Genomic DNA, 16800 nt, shown 5'->3' on the forward strand with positions numbered 1-16800 from the left:
CCCATGCACATCGCGCCCTTTGACAATCAGAACAAACCCATCGTTGACATCGATGACCCAGCGGTCCCGCTGAACTATTTCAACATCGTCAAACTGAAAAAGAGCGAGGCGTTCGAATATCAGGTTCCCGGCTACGAGACCTGCATCGTGCCAGCCACCGGCAGCGTCGATGTGGACGTCGAAGGCGTTGCCTTCCCGAAGCTGGGCAACCGGGGCGAAGATGTCTGGGATGGAGAACCCGAGGGCGTTTATGTGCCCGTCGGTGCGAAAGTGCAGATGGCCTGCGTGTCGGATGAAACCGAAGTGTTCATTGCCGGCGCCAAATACGACAAGGTCCTGGACCCGTTCGATGTGCGTGATCATGACCTTGTACAATACGGCAGCGACGACACCAAAACACACCGTAAGATCAAGCACATACTAGGCCAAAAGCAACACGACAAAGTCGGTCGCCTGTTGGTGAGTGAGCTGTTTACCGTCGGTCAGGGCGGCTGGTCGGGGTTTCCCAGCCACAAGCACGACACCAACCGCCTGCCGGACGAAACGCGACACGACGAGACCTATAATTTCCGTTTCAAACCCAACTGGGGTTCGGGGCTACAGATGCTGCAACGCGAGGACAACGAGCCCGGCGACGCCTATCACATCGTCGATGGCTCCACGATCTGCATCGACAAGGGCTACCATCCCTGCTGCGTTCTGCCGGGGTATGAGATGTATTACTTCACCATCCTCGGCGGGCTGAGCCAACGCTCGCTGGTGCAGTATTTCCAACCCACACATGCCTATCAGATCGAAACAATCCCAGGCATCAAAGACATGATCGCGAAGTTCAAATGACCCTGGTCACACTGAAAGACGTCCTGCAACCTGCCTATGAACAGGGTTACGCCGTTGGCGGGCTGGTTACACTCGGTTGGGAGGACATGCGCGCTTACGTGGCCGCTGCCGAAGCCGAGAATGCGCCAGTGATCCTGCAAGCCGGACCCAGCTGTCGCGAATACACACCACTGCCCATTCTGGGCAAAATGTTCCGCTATCTGGCCGAAAACGCTTCGGTTCCAGTCGTTGCGCATCTGGACCATGGTTACACATATGAAGACTGCAAGATCGCGCTGGACAGTGGGTTTACGTCCCTGATGTTCGATGGGTCGCGCAAGCCGCTTCAACAGAACATCGACGAGACCGCCGCGATTGCCGAAATGGCCCACGCAGCGGGGATTTCCTGCGAGGGCGAAATCGGCTTTGTCGGATATTCTGGCGGCGAAGGATCGAACGGAACGGACCCCGAGGAAGCCGCTATATTTGCTCGTGAAAGCGGGGTGGACGCGATGGCGATTTCAGTCGGCAATGTTCACTTGCAGCAGAACAAAGAAGGGGGCTTGGATGAGGCGCGCATCGCCGAGATTGATGCCTTGACCGAGGTGCCTTTGGTCATTCACGGCGGGTCAGGCGTGCCGGTGGAACAGCGCATGAAACTGGCGCGAGAGACCTCGATTTGCAAGTTCAACATCGGAACGGAACTGCGCATGGCGTTTGGTCACGCCATGCGTGACGCCGTCAATCGTGATCCTGAAAGGTTTGATCGGGTCACCATACTGAAGGAAACCCACGACCCGGTCGAGGCCGCTGCCCGCACCGTGATCCGTGCCTTTGGCGCGCCACCTCAAAGATAAAGCGCCCAAACATGCTTAAATTGTAAAGGCAGCCCGGAAGGCCTCAAGCGCCGTTTCCGGGTCGCCCGCCGCAAAAGCCTCTAGGCCGACAGGTCCGCGATACCCCATGTCATCCAACGCCCGTGCAACGGCGGCATAATTGATCTCTCCAGTTCCGGGTTCACACCGGCCGGGATTGTCAGCAACCTGAACTTCACCGATCCATGGCAGGCATTTCTTGCACCAACGGACAAGATCCCCTTCACCGATCTGCGTATGGTATAGATCCAGATTGATGCGCAGGTGTGAATGATTGACCGAGGACACAAGCGCCAGAACATCCCCGGTCGACCCAAAAGGACAGCCGGGATGGTCCAGCGGGTTCAGATTTTCCAACGTAAAAACAACATCTTCCTGCTCTGCCAGATCACAGATGCGTTGCAATGTGTCCCGTGCCTTCAGCCACATGTCTCCGGTCACGACCTCGTACTGCCGGATTGGAATTCCACCATCTCCCAAGCCTGTACCGTGCAGGTTCAGACGATCCACGCCCAGGCGCTTACCGATCTGAGCTGTCTCGCGCGCGGATCGCAGCAACATGTCAGCGCCTTCTTGGTCCGCAAGGCGACCCTGAAGATACCCGTTCATGATCGTATAGTTCGCACCAACGCGTTCCAGCTTGCCCAGATCCCAATCTGGCCAGTTCCAAAGCCCCACACCAAACCCCATCTCGGTCAGGCGCGCGGCACGCCAGTCCATGGGTTTGTCCGGCCACAGCATCTCGGCACATGCCGCAAGCTGAAAGGGTTGAGACATGTGAACGCTCCAATTTCCCAAAAGGTTCAGATCGAACCGCCCTCGACCATGAAGTTCCCGGCGCTGCACATGGCTGCGTCGTCTGAAGCTAAAAACAGAACCATTCGGGCGACATAAACCGGTTCAATCGGGTCCGGCAGGCACTGCCGGTCCACCTGCTTGGCCAGCGCTTCGGGCGTGACCCACAGGTCTTTCTGACGGTCGGTCATGATCCAGCCGGGCACGACCGCATTCACGCGAATGCGGTGATCCCCCAACTCGCGCGCCATGGTCCGTGTCAGGCCGTGGACTGCGGATTTGGCGGTGGCATAAGCGGGAAAACCCGCTCCGGCCTCCCACCATGAATTCGACCCGATATTTATGATCGAACCCGCACCCTTCGCAATCATGCTGGGAGCCACCGACTGAATGGCAAAAAACATGTGGCGAATATTGGTCGCCATACGCTCATCCCAATACTCGGGCGTCACATCGCGCCAGTCGTGGCGGTCATCATGGGCGGCATTGTTGACCAACACATCCGCTTCGCCCAACTCTTCAACCAATTGCCCCATCGCGGCGTTCATCGCCTCAATGTCGCGCAAATCGCATTGGGCAAACGCGTGCTCGCCCTCTAGATCCGACAACAAGGCAAGTCCGGCATCCGCATTGAGGTCCAGAAACCCGACCTTTGCCCCTTGTTCGGCAAAGGCCCGAACAGTTTCCGCACCAATCCCCCCGGCCCCTCCTGTAATGAAAACCGTCTTTCCTGCAAGGCATGGGTAATTGGCGAAATCTTTGCTCATCCGTCACGCTCCATGATCCATTCGACCTCGGGGGCCGGTACAAATCGCCATTTCCGCAGAGGTCCCGCCATGACGTTCAGATAGTACATCTCAAACCCATAGGGTGCGCCGCAAGGGTGATGACCGCGCGGGACGGTCACAACATCGCCATCGGATACGGCCATCGTTTCATCCAGCTGACCGTCATCGGTATAAACGCGCTGTATCCCGAACCCGTTCGCAGGGTTGAGCCGATGGTAGTAGGTCTCTTCCAGATAGGTGATCCTGGGGAAATCATCCTCGTCATGGCGATGACTGGGGTACGAAGACCAGTGCCCGTTTGGTGTGAAGACCTCTGTCACCAGCAGGCTATCGGTATAGTCCTCGTTCTCCATCGCGATGTTGTTGATATATCGCGTGTTCACACCCTTGCCACGTTCGGTGAGCGTGATGCCATCAGGCCCGATCCGGCGCGCTTGATGACCGCCCTTGCCCGGCGCTGAGCAGACGGCCAAAACGCAATCGGTCTCGGCGACAGCTTCCCATTCGGTGCCGTTGGGCAGGTACAGACAATGCGGTGGCGTCTTTTCGAATACGTTCATCCGCTCGCCCAACACACCCCAATCCTGACCTGCCCCGGTGATTTTCGCCTTGCCTTCGACCATCACCAGAATGACTTCGCGGTCCCCCGTGACCTCGGCTGCCCGGTCCCCGGCCTTTAGGTGATACAACCCAAAACCCACGTACCGCCATCCGGCGCTGGCAGGCGTGATGTCATGCACCTTGCCACGGGTTCCGAAAGGTTTCTTGAGCAGGTCAGCCATTCTTTTTCTCCTTATTGGGGCGGGCTTTCAGGCCCGCCCGTTTAGGCCTTAGGCGGCCTGTCGTGATTGCAAGGCGGACAGCGCGTCAGACAGCTGTGCCTTGGTCCAGCCATCCGATACAGCTTGGTGCAAAATATCAGCCTGACTGTCGGGCGCGTTGCCGCCAACCGGTGGGTCCGTGTCCAGGTTGGTCGGAAACGGATAGCCCTCAGCAGTTGCGGCAATCGCTGCATCCAACTCTGCCGTGCCCAGCTCTCCACGTTGCTTCAGAGCGGCAAGGGACGAGAACACTGCCAGCGACATGGCATGCCGATCAATCATCTCCATCGCGCGCCCGAAAGGGGATGATATCTGCAGAAGGTTCGCCATCCGCTGAATATCCGCGCTGCTGTTCTCACCCGCCGCATGAAACAACGCCGGGTTGAAGAAAACGGCGTCACCCTTTTCAAGCGGCAACTGAATGTAGTTTTCCTCGAAATATGCGCGGTGAGCTGCGTCGTGAAAAGCCAGGTATCCCGGTGGGTAAAGCTGAGAGAACGGCAACAGTTTGGTTGGTCCGCTTTCCACTGGCATGTCACAATGCGCAACTGCCCCCTGCAAGGTCAGCGACGCTGTCACCAGATGGGCATGCGCCGGATACCGCGCAGCGCTCTCGGCCGTTTGGAAGCCCAAATGGTAATCCCGATGCGCCTGCTGTGCTTTACCGCCCGGGCGCACCTGATTGACCTGCGCGGTCACTTGGTAATTTGGCCCCAGCCATGCTTCACAGGCCGCAGCAATGGCCACATTCCCGAAATAAAGTGCAAAGCCTTCGGGGTCGCGAAAGCACTGTTTTTGCAGCGCATTCCAAATTCGGTCATTTGCGCCCGAGGCCGCAAAATGGTCACCTTCCCCACCCGCGCCCTGACGTTCTTCTTCAATAATCTGTTGGAAAACGTCAGTCGCCCGATCGATCACGGACGTGTCCGCAAAAGCGCCCTTAAGAACAACTACGCCCGCCGACTTGTCCAGCACGCGCGCCCATTCTGCCAGCAGAGATCTTCTTTCATCCGCCCACTCCAACGCAGGACGCAGAGCGTGCATATCGTAGACTGGCACGTTCTTTTCCACCGACGCCGTGTGTGGGACCGCATCGGCTGTCAGGTTTTGTGAGGTCAACACCTTGAATTCATCCAGATCGCAGGATTCCCGGTCGAAATAGCCGACATACCTAAGTTCTTGATGGACCATGACATACTCCTCTCTCATGGCTTCGGTGTTGCCCCGTGGGGCGATGATTTAAGCGCTGATTTCCAAACCTGCTTTGCCGCAAACCTCGACGATGTGATCGTATCCCATTTTGGAGTACTCGTAGGGCGGCGCCTTGGCGGGGTCTTGTTCTGCCTCGACCACGATCCAACCGTTGTAATCCATCGCTTTCAATGCATTGGCCACAGCCTGAAAATCGATGCAGCCATCGCCGGGTACCGTAAAGGCACCTGCGATCACTGCATCAAGGAAGCTGCGGTTGTTCTCACGCGTGTCCTGCACAACGTCAGGGCGGATGTCTTTGAAGTGAACGTGATGCACCCGGTCACCCCAGCGGTTCAGCGTAGCCATCACGTCGCCACCGCCAAACAGCAAATGGCCGGTATCGAAACACAGCTTCAGTTCGGGACCCGAGCCTTCCATCAGCCAGTTTACCTCATCCTCGCTTTCGATGATCGTGCCCATGTGATGGTGATACGCCATCGGCATACCCTGATCTGCCGTCCACTTGGCCAACTCGCTCAGCTTGGCCGCATAGGCCAGAACCTCGTCTTTGGACAATCTGGGGCGGGCATTAACCGGCGTTCCAATCTGCCCCTGAACGGTATTGGAGCATTCGGCATAAACGATGCACGGGCTGTTCAGCGCAACAAACTGCTCAACTTGCTCACGAACAGCCGCAACCTCTGCATCAAAGTCGTTGACTAAGGTTGCGCCCGAACACCATCCGCCACAAAGCGCGATGTCGTTGGCGTCCAGATAGGCACGCAAGCCTTCGGTGTCGCCGGGCATCCGCTGGCCGCGCTCGACGCCGGTATAGCCAATCTCGCGCGCTTCTTTCAGCGCCTGCTCCATCGTATAGGCCGCAGTCAGATCAGGCAGGTCGTCATTCTGCCAAGCAATCGGAGAGATACCGATCTTCACGCTCATTTCGTGTTTCTTTCCTTGATGGCGACCTCATAAGCCGCGCGTTTTTCATTCACTTCGGGTCGGATGCTGACCTCGGGCACAGCCACTTCCCACCACGTTCCGCCATATTCGGTCGAGGGGTACGGGTCGGTGTCGATCACCACAACGTATGGGCCTTTGACGTCTGAACGTTTGGCCAGCGCGTCCTCAAGCTCGGCAATCGAGCTGACCTTGACCGAGGTCGCCCCCATCGCTGCCGCATGGGCTGCAAAGTCGATGGCAGAAGCCGTTTCGTGGACTGTGTGGTCGAGAAGGTTGTTAAACTCCGCCCCGCCCGTGCCCATCTGCAAGCGGTTGATGCAGCCGAAACCTCGGTTGTCGGTAACAACAACGGTGAAGGAAATCCCCATCATCGCCGCCGTCGCCATTTCGGAATTCGCCATCATATAGGTGCCGTCACCGGTAAAGCAGATCACATCCCGGTCCGGGTGGGCCATTTTGATCCCCATCGCGCCCGCGATTTCATAGCCCATGCAGCTGAAACCGTATTCCATGTGATAAGCCCCAGGGCCCGGTGCTTTCCAAAGCTTGTGCAACTCACCCGGCATTGTGCCTGCGGCACACATCGCAACGGTGTTTGCATCGGCCGCCCGCTGTACCGCGCCGATCACCTGCATATCCGTCGGCAGCGCGTTGCTGTCCTTTGGTGCATCGGTAAGCGCATCAACCTTGCCAAACCAATCGGACTTCAACGTCGCAGGCAGGTCCGGCGCACGATGGTTACCCAGCGCTTCGGCCAGTTCATTCAGACCAACGCGCGCGTCAGATTGCAGCGGCATCGCCCCGTGCTTTTCGGCGTCGTAGGCCGCGGTGTTCAAACTGATCAGAGCCCGCTCGGGGTTGGCAAACAAGCCCCAAGACCCGGTGGTGAAATCCTGAAAACGGGTACCAACGCCCAGCACAAGGTCAGCCTCGGCGCAGATGTTGTTGGCGGGTTCGCCACCGGTCACACCAATGGGTCCGACGTTCAGCGGATGATCCCATGCCAATGCGGATTTGCCCGCCTGTGTTTCGGCCACCGGGATGTTGTGCGCCTCGGCAAAGCTTTGTAGCGCGGCGGTTGCGTCCGAATAATGCACGCCGCCTCCCGCGACGATCACAGGGCGTTTGGCCGCCTTGATTGCCGCCACAGCCCTCGCCAGCTCACCCTCATCCGGGCGAATGCGACGCTGATACCAGACGCGCGGCTCGAAGAAGCTTTCGGGATAATCATATGCCTCGGCCTGCACATCTTGGCAAAAGGCCAAGGTGGCCGGGCCGCAGTCGGCCGGGTCTGTCATGGTACGAAAGGCACGCGGCAGGGCCGTCAGTAGGTGTTCCGGGCGCGTGACGCGGTCGAAATATCGGCTGACCGGTCGGAAACAATCATTCGCGCTGATGGTTCCATCCGAGAATACTTCGGGTTGCTGAAGCACTGGATCGGGCCCACGGGTTGCAAACACGTCGCCGGGCAGCAGCAAAACAGGCAGGCGGTTCACATGGGCCAGAGCGGCAGCGGTAACCATATTGGTCGCCCCCGGTCCGATCGACGAGGTCACAGCCATCGCCCGTTTGCGGCCCAGTTGCTTGGCATAGGCAATCGCGCAATGCGCCATGGTCTGTTCGTTATGGCCACGATAGGTGGGCAGGCTGTCTTTCACACCATGCAGCGCCTCACCCAACCCGGCAACATTGCCATGGCCGAAAATGGCCCAGACACCTGCGATAAAGGGCTCTCCGGCCTCGTTCATCTGCGCCCCAAGATAGCGCACCAGAGCCTGCGCCGCGGTCAGTCGGACTGTCTTGCTCATCATGATCCCTTTCAACTTGAAACCGCTGCCAGCGGCCCACAGGTTGCTTTTTTACGAAGATGTCAGGCCAATGCCTCAAGCCTGAATTGAGTGTGAGCTCAGGTGTCACCGCCCGGTCGGATGCCCCCCGAGGGGCATCCAGGTTTTCAAAGTTTAGACTGTACCGCCCAAAGACCCTTCCAGCTCGGCCATTTCCTGACCACCGGCCATCAGGTCCTGCAACTGTTCGGGGGTAATCTCACCACGGGTCGCCGTGCCCAGCGTTTTGCCGCGATTCAGCACGGTAAACCGGTCACCCACCGCCAAAGCGTGGCGCACGTTATGGCTGATGAAGACCACACCAACCCCCTGGCTGCGCACCTTGTCGATGGTTGCCAGAACATTCGAGGTTTGACGCACCCCAAGGGCCGAGGTCGGTTCGTCCAAGATCAGAATCTTGGCACCGAAATACACGGCGCGGGCAATGGCGACGGTCTGCCGCTCACCGCCAGACAAAGTGCCCACGGCCTGATCCGGCCCACGCAGGTTGATGCCCATTTTGCGCATCTCTTCCATGCAAACATCATTCGCCTGTTCGACATCGAACCGCTTCATCAGGCCTTTGCCCTTGGTCGGTTCGCGACCCATGAAGAAGTTGCGCGTGACACTCATTAGCGGGATCATGGCCAGATCCTGGAACACGGTCGCAATGCCCGCCTCCATCGCATCCCGAGGCGTGTCGAAATGCAGCGGCTTGCCTTCAAAGAAGATCTCGCCCTTGGTGGGTTTGTGCACGCCCGACATGGTCTTGATGAAGGTTGATTTACCTGCACCGTTGTCGCCCAGCAGGCAATGACATTCTCCCGGTTTGACGTCAAAGCTGACGCCCGCCAAAGCGATGATGTTGCCAAAGTGCTTTTCGATGTTCTTCATTTCGACGATGGGCGCCACATCCGCTGCCGCATCGCCGTGGTGGAACTTGGTATCTTCGGTCATATCAGCGCTCCCCGGTTACGCGCTTACGGATCGCGTTGTTGAACAGAACCGCAATCAACAGCATCGCGCCAAGGAAAACCTGGAACCAGTCCTGATCGAAGTCTGTATAGGTCAGACCGATGACAACCATACCGAAGATGATCGCACCAAAAAACGCGCCAATGGCCGAACCATAACCGCCTGTCAGCAGACAGCCACCAATCACGGCGGCGATGATCGCCTCAAATTCCTTCTGGAAGCCACGACGTGCGTCGGTCGAGCCTGCGTCGATCACGGTAATGATGGCGACCAGTGCGGCACAGCAGGCGGTCAGCATAAACAGCGAAACTTTGACCCGGTTCACCGGCACACCAGAGTTTGACGCCGCCGTGCTGTCGCCGCCCGACGCGAAAATCCAGTTCCCTGCCGGGGTTCGCAGCAGCACGTAAGTTGCTGCAAGCGCCAGAACAATGAACCACAGGATTTCAACCGGGATGCCAGGCACCTTGGGCGCACCACTTTTGAAGGTATCGATCATGCCTTTCTCGGCCAGCCAGGTAAACAGGCCGCCGAAAGCCTCGCCTGAAAAGAACGGAGCCAGCCAGTCGTTCTCAACCACGTCACGAACGCCACGCAACTGCGTCGATCCTCCGGTGGCGGCCTTCAGGCCAACCAACGACAGACCGCGCAGAATGAATAGGAAAGCCAGGGTCACGATGAAGGATGGCAGACCTGACCGGATCACGATGTTTCCGTTTATTGCCCCGACAAAAGCTGCAAAGATAAAAGTCATTGGGATCGCAACGATCAGTGGCAACTGCCAAGTGACCACACAGACGCCAAAGAACAGGCCCGCAAACGCCACCATCGAGCCGATGGACAGGTCAAACTCCCCTCCGATCATCAGAAGCGCGGCACCGATGGCCAGAATTCCCAACTGCGCCGCAGGTGTCATGAAGTTCATGATCCCGGCCAGGGTAAACATCGAGTCGTCTGCTGTGATGGCAAAAAAGATAACCACCAGGACAACACCGGCCATCGCACCGAGTTCGGGCCGTTTCATGAGTTTGGTCATGAAAGGTTCTTTTTTGACCCTTTCGTCCCCGGCGACTTGAGCTGAGTCACTCATCGTTTCCTCCCATTTGGGTGGGAACGGCGCTGCTGCGCCGCCCCGATTTGTTCAGGTTCCGGAATGGGTCAGCGAATGCCCTGCGAAGACAGTTCGATCACCTGAGCGGCCTTCTCCTGAGTCACCAGGTTGGGACCCGAAGGAACGTTGCCGCCGGGCATCAGGCCATATTTCGCGTGCAGGCCCATAAAGTTCACCGACAGGTACCCCTGCAGATACTGCTGCTGATCGATGGCAAATGCTGCATCGCCGTCCGCGATCGACTGCAGGAAGTTGGCCGACAGGTCGAAGGACGCAACATTTACATCCCGGCCCGAGCCTTTGACGGCTGCAACGGTCGGCTCACCGGCCGAGCTTGCACCCAATGCCATCACAGTGTCGACCGCTTCGTTTGCAGCCAGAGCAGCGGCAACTTTCGACTCGATTTCCGACGGGTCATTCGAGGTCGGAAGAACTTCGACATCACCACCGAAACCTTCCGCAAAACCTGCACACCGCAGGTCCAGCGCAACGTTGCCCACTTCGTGGTTCACACAGATCGCCGTTTTGCCACCCATAGCTGCCAGTTCTTCACCAGCGGCCTTGCCGGCGTCAAATTCGTCCTGACCCACATGCAGCAGCGCACCTAGGTCTTTCGAGACATCCGAACCCGAGTTGATCGAGATCACCGGGATACCGGCGGCAACCGCGCGTTCAATTGAGGGGCCAAGCGCATCCGCATCCGGGATCGAGACGATCAGGCCGTCAGGCTCCTGGTTCACCGCTGCATCTATCAATTGCGACATGGCCACCATGTCAAAGGTTTCCGGCGCGCGATATTCCACATTCACGCCGACGTCCTTACCGGCCTGCTCGACCCCGTTTTTCACAACGTTCCAAAACGCATCGTTGGCCTGGCCGTGTGACACAACCACGATTTCCTGCGCAAACGCAGGAGTGGCCAGGGCCAGAGCCCCGGCAGCAAGCGCGCCTTTCACAAATTTCTTCATTTCAGGTTCCTCCCATGATTTCAGTCTGATCTTCCGTCGGGGAACCAGCCCCGATCATCCGGCTGTGCCGAATCTGATTGGCTGCGGCGCAAAACCGAGCTGACGTAAGTTTGAAGAATTTCGATCATTTTGCAACCGGTTTCAAAACTTCTTCCATCCGAACCGGTTTCCCGGAGTGCATTGACAGGGTGGCGGCCTCGGCCATGGCAAGCGCGGCAACGCCATCCTTCAACGAAACCGGCACGTCCGACCCATTCGCAACAGCTTTGACAAAAGCAGCCCATTCTACCCGGTAAGCGGGCATATAGCGTTCCAGAAAGAAATAGGTTGGCTTCGCCCCAACAACGCCCTCGGCCGTTGATTTGACCACGGTATTTTCAAGCGCATTATGTACCTGCAGCAAGCCCTTGGAACCCAGTAACTCGACCCGTTGATCATACCCATAGGCCGCGCGGCGCGAGTTTTTAATGACAGCAATACGACCATCTGCGTAAGTCATTGTCACCACAGCGGTATCCACATCGCCGGCTGCACCAATCTCGGCGTCGACAAGCGACGATCCGACGGCCGAGATGGTATGCGGCACATCCCCCATCAAAAAATTCGCCATGTCGAAATCATGAATCATCATGTCCCGAAACAGCCCGCCTGAAACTTTTACATAACTGACCGGCGGAGGCGCAGGATCAAATGATGTAATCGACAGCAGCTCGGCTGTGCCGACTTCGCCCGCCTCCAAACTTTCTTTCAGCGCCGAAAAATGCGGGTCAAATCGCCGGTTAAACCCAATCATCACAGGCTTACCCCGCCCGGACACTGTTTTTAAACATTGCACGGCACGGTCCAGGCTCAGGTCAACTGGCTTTTCACACAGAACCGCCTTGCCAGCAGCGGTCGCCGTCTCAATCAGGTCGGAATGCGTATCCGTCGGGGTTGCGATCAAAACCGCATCAATTTGGGGGTCTGCTATGATCTCATCCGATCCGCGCGCTTGCGCCCCATATTCGTTAGCAAGGCTTTCTGCCGCTTCCGGTACAGCGTCTGAGACTGCACAGAGTTTGCTGTTTGAATGGGCCGAAATGGCTTGCGCATGTACACGTCCGATGCGCCCAGCGCCCAGCAAACCTACCTTCAACATGCAACTCTCCCGAATCTTGGTATTGGGCGTAACAATGATTCTCTTTGCAACCGGTTGCAATATTTTTTTTCAACAGACTTGAGATTTCGCGACAGAACTCTCGAAACGATTGCCCTAAAGGGGCCTGGGGAAGTCTTCATGCAATGCCGTGTACGCCGAAATCCGCGTATTTTCGCATCTACGGGAATCCCCCAATTTCCGAACGCGGTGAATCAGGGTACGTTTCAGTTAAGGAACACACACTACCACTCTGTGACCCCTTAAAAGGGGCTGGCATGACCCCCTCGTCCAGCCCCTTTATTCTTCCTAAACTATTGATGGCTTGGCTAACTCTGATTTGGCAAGAACACAGGCCAGCAAACGTCAGAGCCGCCTTGCTATAGGGCTTTTTCACGGCTGCAAGCGCAGATGCAGCCGTACTTCAGTGCGCAACTTGTGAAAATGGCGATCCCTGAAGGACTCGAACCCTCAACCTGCTGATTAGAAGTCAGCTGCTCTATCCAGTTGAGCTAAGGGACCGCTACGCCCTTCTTGCTGGTTTTACCCGCAGGGTTCAAGAGGCAAGCGCATGAATGCGCTGTTGGGATCGGCCTCGTACCCAAAGATCGGCTCGCAATAGGAATAACCCAAAGCCTCGTAGAGCTTACGTGCCGCATCATATTCCGCCAGATGTGCGGCACCGGTTTCCAGAACAAGGGCTTCAATCCCCTCGGCGCGCGCAATGTCAGCCATGTGCTGCATCATCAGTCGCGCCAACCCACGACCCCGCGCCTGTGCCAGAATGTGCACGGACTTCACCTCGGCGGTTCCGTCCGGCAGCATCTTCAACGCGCCACACCCCAAGGGCTGCTGACCCTCGTAAATCGCCCAAAACCGAATCCCGGGCCCCGCCAGCGACTCAGCATCCATTGTATGGTTGCTTTCGGCAGGGCCTGCCGTTTCGCTATGGGAGAAATGCGCATCTACCACGGCGCGAAGCGCGTCCGAGGTCGGGTCGGCCTTACGAATGTCGATCATTTAGTGAGTCCAGGGACCGCGCCTGTCGGTAGCAAAGTTCTCGCCATAGCCACGGGCACGCAGATTTGGCTTACGTTTGTGCGGCTCGCTGACCTGAACTTCGATGCCGTTGTCCTTGGCGTAATCCAAAGCTTCTTCCTTGGTGTCGAATTTCAAGCGCACCTGAGTCTGCGTATCGTTGGACGACGTCCAGCCCATCAGCGGATCAACTTCACGGGCCGAGGCCGGGGCGTATTCCAGAACCCATTTGCGGGTCTTGGCCATCCCCGAAGTCATCGCGTTTCGCGAAGGCTGGTAAATCCGTGCGCGCATGTCGCCTCTCCGTACTCACTTGGCTGAGCTGTTTATGCGTCAGAGCGTGCCCGGGGGCAAGATTGCAATTGTCGCGGCTTTTACCCCCACACTGATGTCAGAAATTGTCATTAGTCTAAGATAAACCAGAGATACATCAAACGGCGAGGCATCTCGATGAATCATCAGTCGCAAGACATCAGGCCGCGTAGAGCACAATGATTCTGGATCAGCCCTTGCAGACGGACAAAATAAGAACAAATGTAGGGGCCTGATTGCGGAGCCTGCCGATGCCTTACGCCCATTCCGACAAAACCCAACTGACCGCCGAAGATGTGCGCGCGCGCCTGAAACTGGAAGGCGGCAAGCAGTTTGTGATGCACACCGAATTCAACCCCGCGGGCGACCAGCCAACGGCCATCAAGGAACTGGCTGGCGGCGTATTGGACGGCGAGCGCGATCAGGTTCTGCTGGGGGCAACCGGCACGGGTAAAACTTTCACCATGGCCAAGGTGATCGAGGAAACCCAGCGCCCAGCCATCATTCTTGCCCCAAACAAGACTCTGGCGGCGCAGCTTTACGGAGAGTTCAAAGGCTTCTTCCCCGAAAACTCAGTGGAATACTTCGTCTCGTATTACGATTACTACCAGCCCGAAGCCTATGTGCCGCGCTCGGACACGTACATTGAGAAAGAATCCCAGATCAACGAACAGATCGACCGGATGCGCCACTCGGCCACGCGGGCGCTGCTGGAACGCGATGATGTGATCATCGTGGCGTCAGTGTCTTGCATCTACGGTATCGGCTCGGTCGAGACCTATGGGGCGATGACGCAGGATCTGAAAGTCGGCAATGAATACGACCAGCGGCAGGTGATGGCCGATCTGGTCGCCCAGCAATACCGCCGCAACGATCAGGCGTTTCAGCGTGGATCGTTCCGGGTGCGGGGCGATTCACTGGAAATCTGGCCCGCCCACCTTGAGGATCGCGCGTGGAAACTGTCGTTCTTCGGCGAGGAACTGGAACAGATCACCGAGTTCGACCCTTTGACCGGAGAACGCGCTGCCACGATGGAGCAAGTGCGGGTCTACGCGAACTCGCACTACGTGACGCCGAAACCCACGATGCAGCAGGCGATCATCGGGATCAAAAAGGAACTGCGCATCCGGCTGGACCAACTGGTGGGCGAAGGCAAATTGCTGGAGGCTCAACGGCTGGAACAGCGCACCAATTTCGATCTGGAAATGCTCGAAGCCACTGGCGTCTGCAACGGGATCGAGAACTATTCGCGCTACCTCACGGGCCGCGCTCCGGGTGAACCGCCCCCGACCCTTTTCGAATTCATCCCCGACAACGCCATCGTCTTCGCCGACGAATCCCACGTCAGCGTTCCGCAGATCGGCGGCATGTACCGGGGAGACTATCGGCGCAAATTCACGCTGGCTGAACACGGGTTCCGCCTGCCGTCCTGCATGGATAACCGACCGCTGAAGTTCGAGGAATGGGACGCCATGCGCCCGCAATCCGTCTTCGTCTCGGCCACCCCCGCCAAGTGGGAGATCGAACAGACCGGCGGCGTCTTCACCGAACAGGTGATCCGCCCCACCGGCCTGCTGGACCCCGAGGTCGAGATCCGCCCGGTCTCCATGCAGGTCGACGACTTGCTGGACGAAGTGCGCAAAGTTGCCGCCAATGGGTTCCGCACGCTGGTCACCACGCTGACCAAGCGCATGGCCGAGGACCTGACCGAATACCTGCACGAACAGGGCATCAAAGTGCGTTACATGCACTCGGATATCGACACTCTGGAACGCATCGAAATCCTGCGCGACCTTCGGCTGGGGGCGTTCGATGTGCTGGTCGGCATCAACCTGCTGCGCGAGGGGCTCGACATCCCGGAATGCGGTCTGGTCGCCATTCTGGACGCGGATAAAGAGGGTTTCCTGCGGTCCGAGACTTCTCTGGTTCAAACCATCGGTCGTGCCGCGCGCAACGCCGATGGTCGGGTGATCATGTATGCCGACAAGATCACCGGTTCGATGGAGCGCGCGCTGAACGAAACCAACCGCCGCCGCGCCAAACAGCTTGCCTATAACGAAGAACACGGCATCACGCCTGAGACGGTTAAGAAAAATGTCGAGGACGTTCTGGCCGGTCTCTACGAAGGCGACGTCGACATGAACCGCGTCACCGCCACCATCGACAAACCGATGCACGGGGCGAATTTGGAAGCGCACCTGGACGGGCTGCGTGAGAAGATGCGTAAGGCCGCCGAAAACCTGGAATTCGAAGAGGCCGCCAATATCCGGGACGAGATCAAACGTCTGGAAGCGGTCGATCTGGCCGTCGCCGACGACCCCATGGCACGGCAATGGGCGGTCGAGAAAGCCTCGGAAGACGCGGTGAAGTCGCGCGGACGGTCAACGGCTGGCAGGCCGGGGCAGCGGGGCGGGAATGTGAAGAGGCGGAAGCGGTAGTAGCCACACAGTTCACCCTGCAGAATGCCTGGTTGTCGTGATCTTTACACTCCTCAAACTGTAAAATTGTTTCTTCTATTGCTCCATGACACCAGATACATTTCTAAGAAATGTCTCAAACCCTTTTTCTAACTCTCTCGTTAATCGAAGCTGATCAGTACTTGCTGAATTACTTTGAAGGTTAGCGAGGGCACCTTGAATTGCTTTCACTTTCTCCAACTCTATTGTGACGATAGAGATTTTCTCCTGTAATTCTTGGAGAGACTTTTGCGACTCTAGCCTATGTCTTTCCAAAGCAATACTGTGCTCCTCCTGAGCGATCTCAAGCTGATCTTCAAATCTTTGTTCTAGATTCGCCAAAGCCGTCTCTGCAGTAGATATTGACGGCTCCATATCAATCACAACCACAAAGTCGTCTTCAACAGTGTATATTGCTTCCGAAGAAAGACTCTGACCGTCGACCAACAGGTCTGGGGGAGCGCTGTGCTCAACTTCGTTAAGATTTCCCGGCAAGACATTCACACGCATATTGTGTTTGCCGTCCTTCTCAAAAAACTGCGCCGCCAAAATAGCAAAGAAACACAAGGCGCCCACACCCATAAAGATTTTCAATAGCCCCGCTCTAGTTTCTGAGAGTTCCGATAGAGTCAGCGCTATGATAACCAAAACGAGCATCAGAGCTGCTAGGCTCAGGACTCATAGCCAAAAGATAACGAGTGCGGCGAGCGCGATTGCAGAG

The 16800-nt window shown here is 57.3% G+C and carries 16 protein-coding genes and 1 tRNA gene; 3 read left to right on the forward strand and 14 right to left on the reverse strand.

What is annotated here, in order from left to right:
* Window positions 1-3: 3 nt before the first annotated feature.
* The gene (locus GOV89_RS21235; protein ID WP_171239049.1) at window positions 4-840 is read left to right on the forward strand and encodes a 5-deoxy-glucuronate isomerase; all 837 of its coding nucleotides are present in this window, start codon (window positions 4-6) and stop codon (window positions 838-840) included.
* Entirely contained in the window at window positions 837-1676 is an 840-nt protein-coding gene (locus GOV89_RS21240; RefSeq protein WP_171179340.1) for a class II fructose-bisphosphate aldolase, read from the forward strand. Before GOV89_RS21235 ends, GOV89_RS21240 begins: the two co-directional genes overlap by 4 nt.
* A 15-nt stretch (window positions 1677-1691) precedes the next feature.
* Here the strand turns inward: GOV89_RS21240 and GOV89_RS21245 are convergent, their stop codons facing one another.
* The 13 genes from GOV89_RS21245 to GOV89_RS21305 all read right to left on the reverse strand — a co-directional run bounded on the left by GOV89_RS21245 (window position 1692) and on the right by GOV89_RS21305 (window position 13605).
* On the reverse strand, window positions 1692-2471 hold the full coding sequence (locus GOV89_RS21245; protein WP_171179338.1) for a TIM barrel protein: 780 nt from the start codon (window positions 2469-2471) through the stop codon (window positions 1692-1694).
* Between the two features lie 26 nt (window positions 2472-2497).
* A complete protein-coding gene (locus tag GOV89_RS21250) occupies window positions 2498-3256 on the reverse strand; it encodes an SDR family NAD(P)-dependent oxidoreductase (RefSeq protein ID WP_171179336.1) in 759 nt (252 codons plus the stop codon).
* Window positions 3253-4059, reverse strand: coding sequence for a 5-deoxy-glucuronate isomerase (iolB, locus tag GOV89_RS21255; RefSeq protein ID WP_171179334.1), 807 nt, complete (start codon window positions 4057-4059; stop codon window positions 3253-3255). Before iolB ends, GOV89_RS21250 begins: the two co-directional genes overlap by 4 nt.
* A 48-nt stretch (window positions 4060-4107) precedes the next feature.
* On the reverse strand, window positions 4108-5289 hold the full coding sequence (locus tag GOV89_RS21260) for a phytanoyl-CoA dioxygenase family protein (RefSeq protein ID WP_171239050.1): 1182 nt from the start codon (window positions 5287-5289) through the stop codon (window positions 4108-4110).
* Window positions 5290-5337: 48 nt separating this feature from the next.
* Window positions 5338-6237, reverse strand: a complete 900-nt coding sequence (gene iolE / locus GOV89_RS21265; protein WP_171179331.1) for a myo-inosose-2 dehydratase — start codon at window positions 6235-6237, stop codon at window positions 5338-5340.
* Entirely contained in the window at window positions 6234-8066 is a 1833-nt protein-coding gene (gene iolD, locus GOV89_RS21270) for a 3D-(3,5/4)-trihydroxycyclohexane-1,2-dione acylhydrolase (decyclizing) (RefSeq protein ID WP_171179329.1), read from the reverse strand. Before iolD ends, iolE begins: the two co-directional genes overlap by 4 nt.
* A gap of 153 nt (window positions 8067-8219) precedes the next feature.
* Window positions 8220-9041, reverse strand: coding sequence for an ATP-binding cassette domain-containing protein (locus tag GOV89_RS21275; protein ID WP_171179327.1), 822 nt, complete (start codon window positions 9039-9041; stop codon window positions 8220-8222).
* A gap of 1 nt (window position 9042) precedes the next feature.
* The gene (locus tag GOV89_RS21280; RefSeq protein ID WP_171179325.1) at window positions 9043-10149 is read right to left on the reverse strand and encodes an ABC transporter permease; all 1107 of its coding nucleotides are present in this window, start codon (window positions 10147-10149) and stop codon (window positions 9043-9045) included.
* 68 nt (window positions 10150-10217) lie between these two features.
* The gene (locus GOV89_RS21285; RefSeq protein WP_171239051.1) at window positions 10218-11138 is read right to left on the reverse strand and encodes a sugar ABC transporter substrate-binding protein; all 921 of its coding nucleotides are present in this window, start codon (window positions 11136-11138) and stop codon (window positions 10218-10220) included.
* A gap of 124 nt (window positions 11139-11262) precedes the next feature.
* The gene (iolG, locus tag GOV89_RS21290; RefSeq protein WP_171179321.1) at window positions 11263-12276 is read right to left on the reverse strand and encodes an inositol 2-dehydrogenase; all 1014 of its coding nucleotides are present in this window, start codon (window positions 12274-12276) and stop codon (window positions 11263-11265) included.
* A 442-nt stretch (window positions 12277-12718) separates the two neighbouring features.
* Window positions 12719-12795 (reverse strand) — tRNA-Arg (locus tag GOV89_RS21295).
* Between the two features lie 21 nt (window positions 12796-12816).
* On the reverse strand, window positions 12817-13293 hold the full coding sequence (locus GOV89_RS21300; RefSeq protein ID WP_171179319.1) for a GNAT family N-acetyltransferase: 477 nt from the start codon (window positions 13291-13293) through the stop codon (window positions 12817-12819).
* Complete coding sequence (locus GOV89_RS21305; protein ID WP_171105518.1) at window positions 13294-13605, reverse strand: ETC complex I subunit; 312 nt, start codon at window positions 13603-13605, stop codon at window positions 13294-13296.
* Window positions 13606-13874: 269 nt separating this feature from the next.
* Between GOV89_RS21305 and uvrB the strand changes: the two genes are divergently transcribed.
* Entirely contained in the window at window positions 13875-16061 is a 2187-nt protein-coding gene (uvrB, locus tag GOV89_RS21310; protein ID WP_171179317.1) for an excinuclease ABC subunit UvrB, read from the forward strand.
* A 75-nt stretch (window positions 16062-16136) separates the two neighbouring features.
* Here the strand turns inward: uvrB and GOV89_RS21315 are convergent, their stop codons facing one another.
* On the reverse strand, window positions 16137-16736 hold the full coding sequence (locus tag GOV89_RS21315; RefSeq protein WP_171239052.1) for a hypothetical protein: 600 nt from the start codon (window positions 16734-16736) through the stop codon (window positions 16137-16139).
* Window positions 16737-16800 lie beyond the last annotated feature (64 nt).

This window comes from Ruegeria sp. HKCCA5763 (assembly GCF_013034545.1).
In the GTDB taxonomy this organism is placed as follows: domain Bacteria; phylum Pseudomonadota; class Alphaproteobacteria; order Rhodobacterales; family Rhodobacteraceae; genus Ruegeria.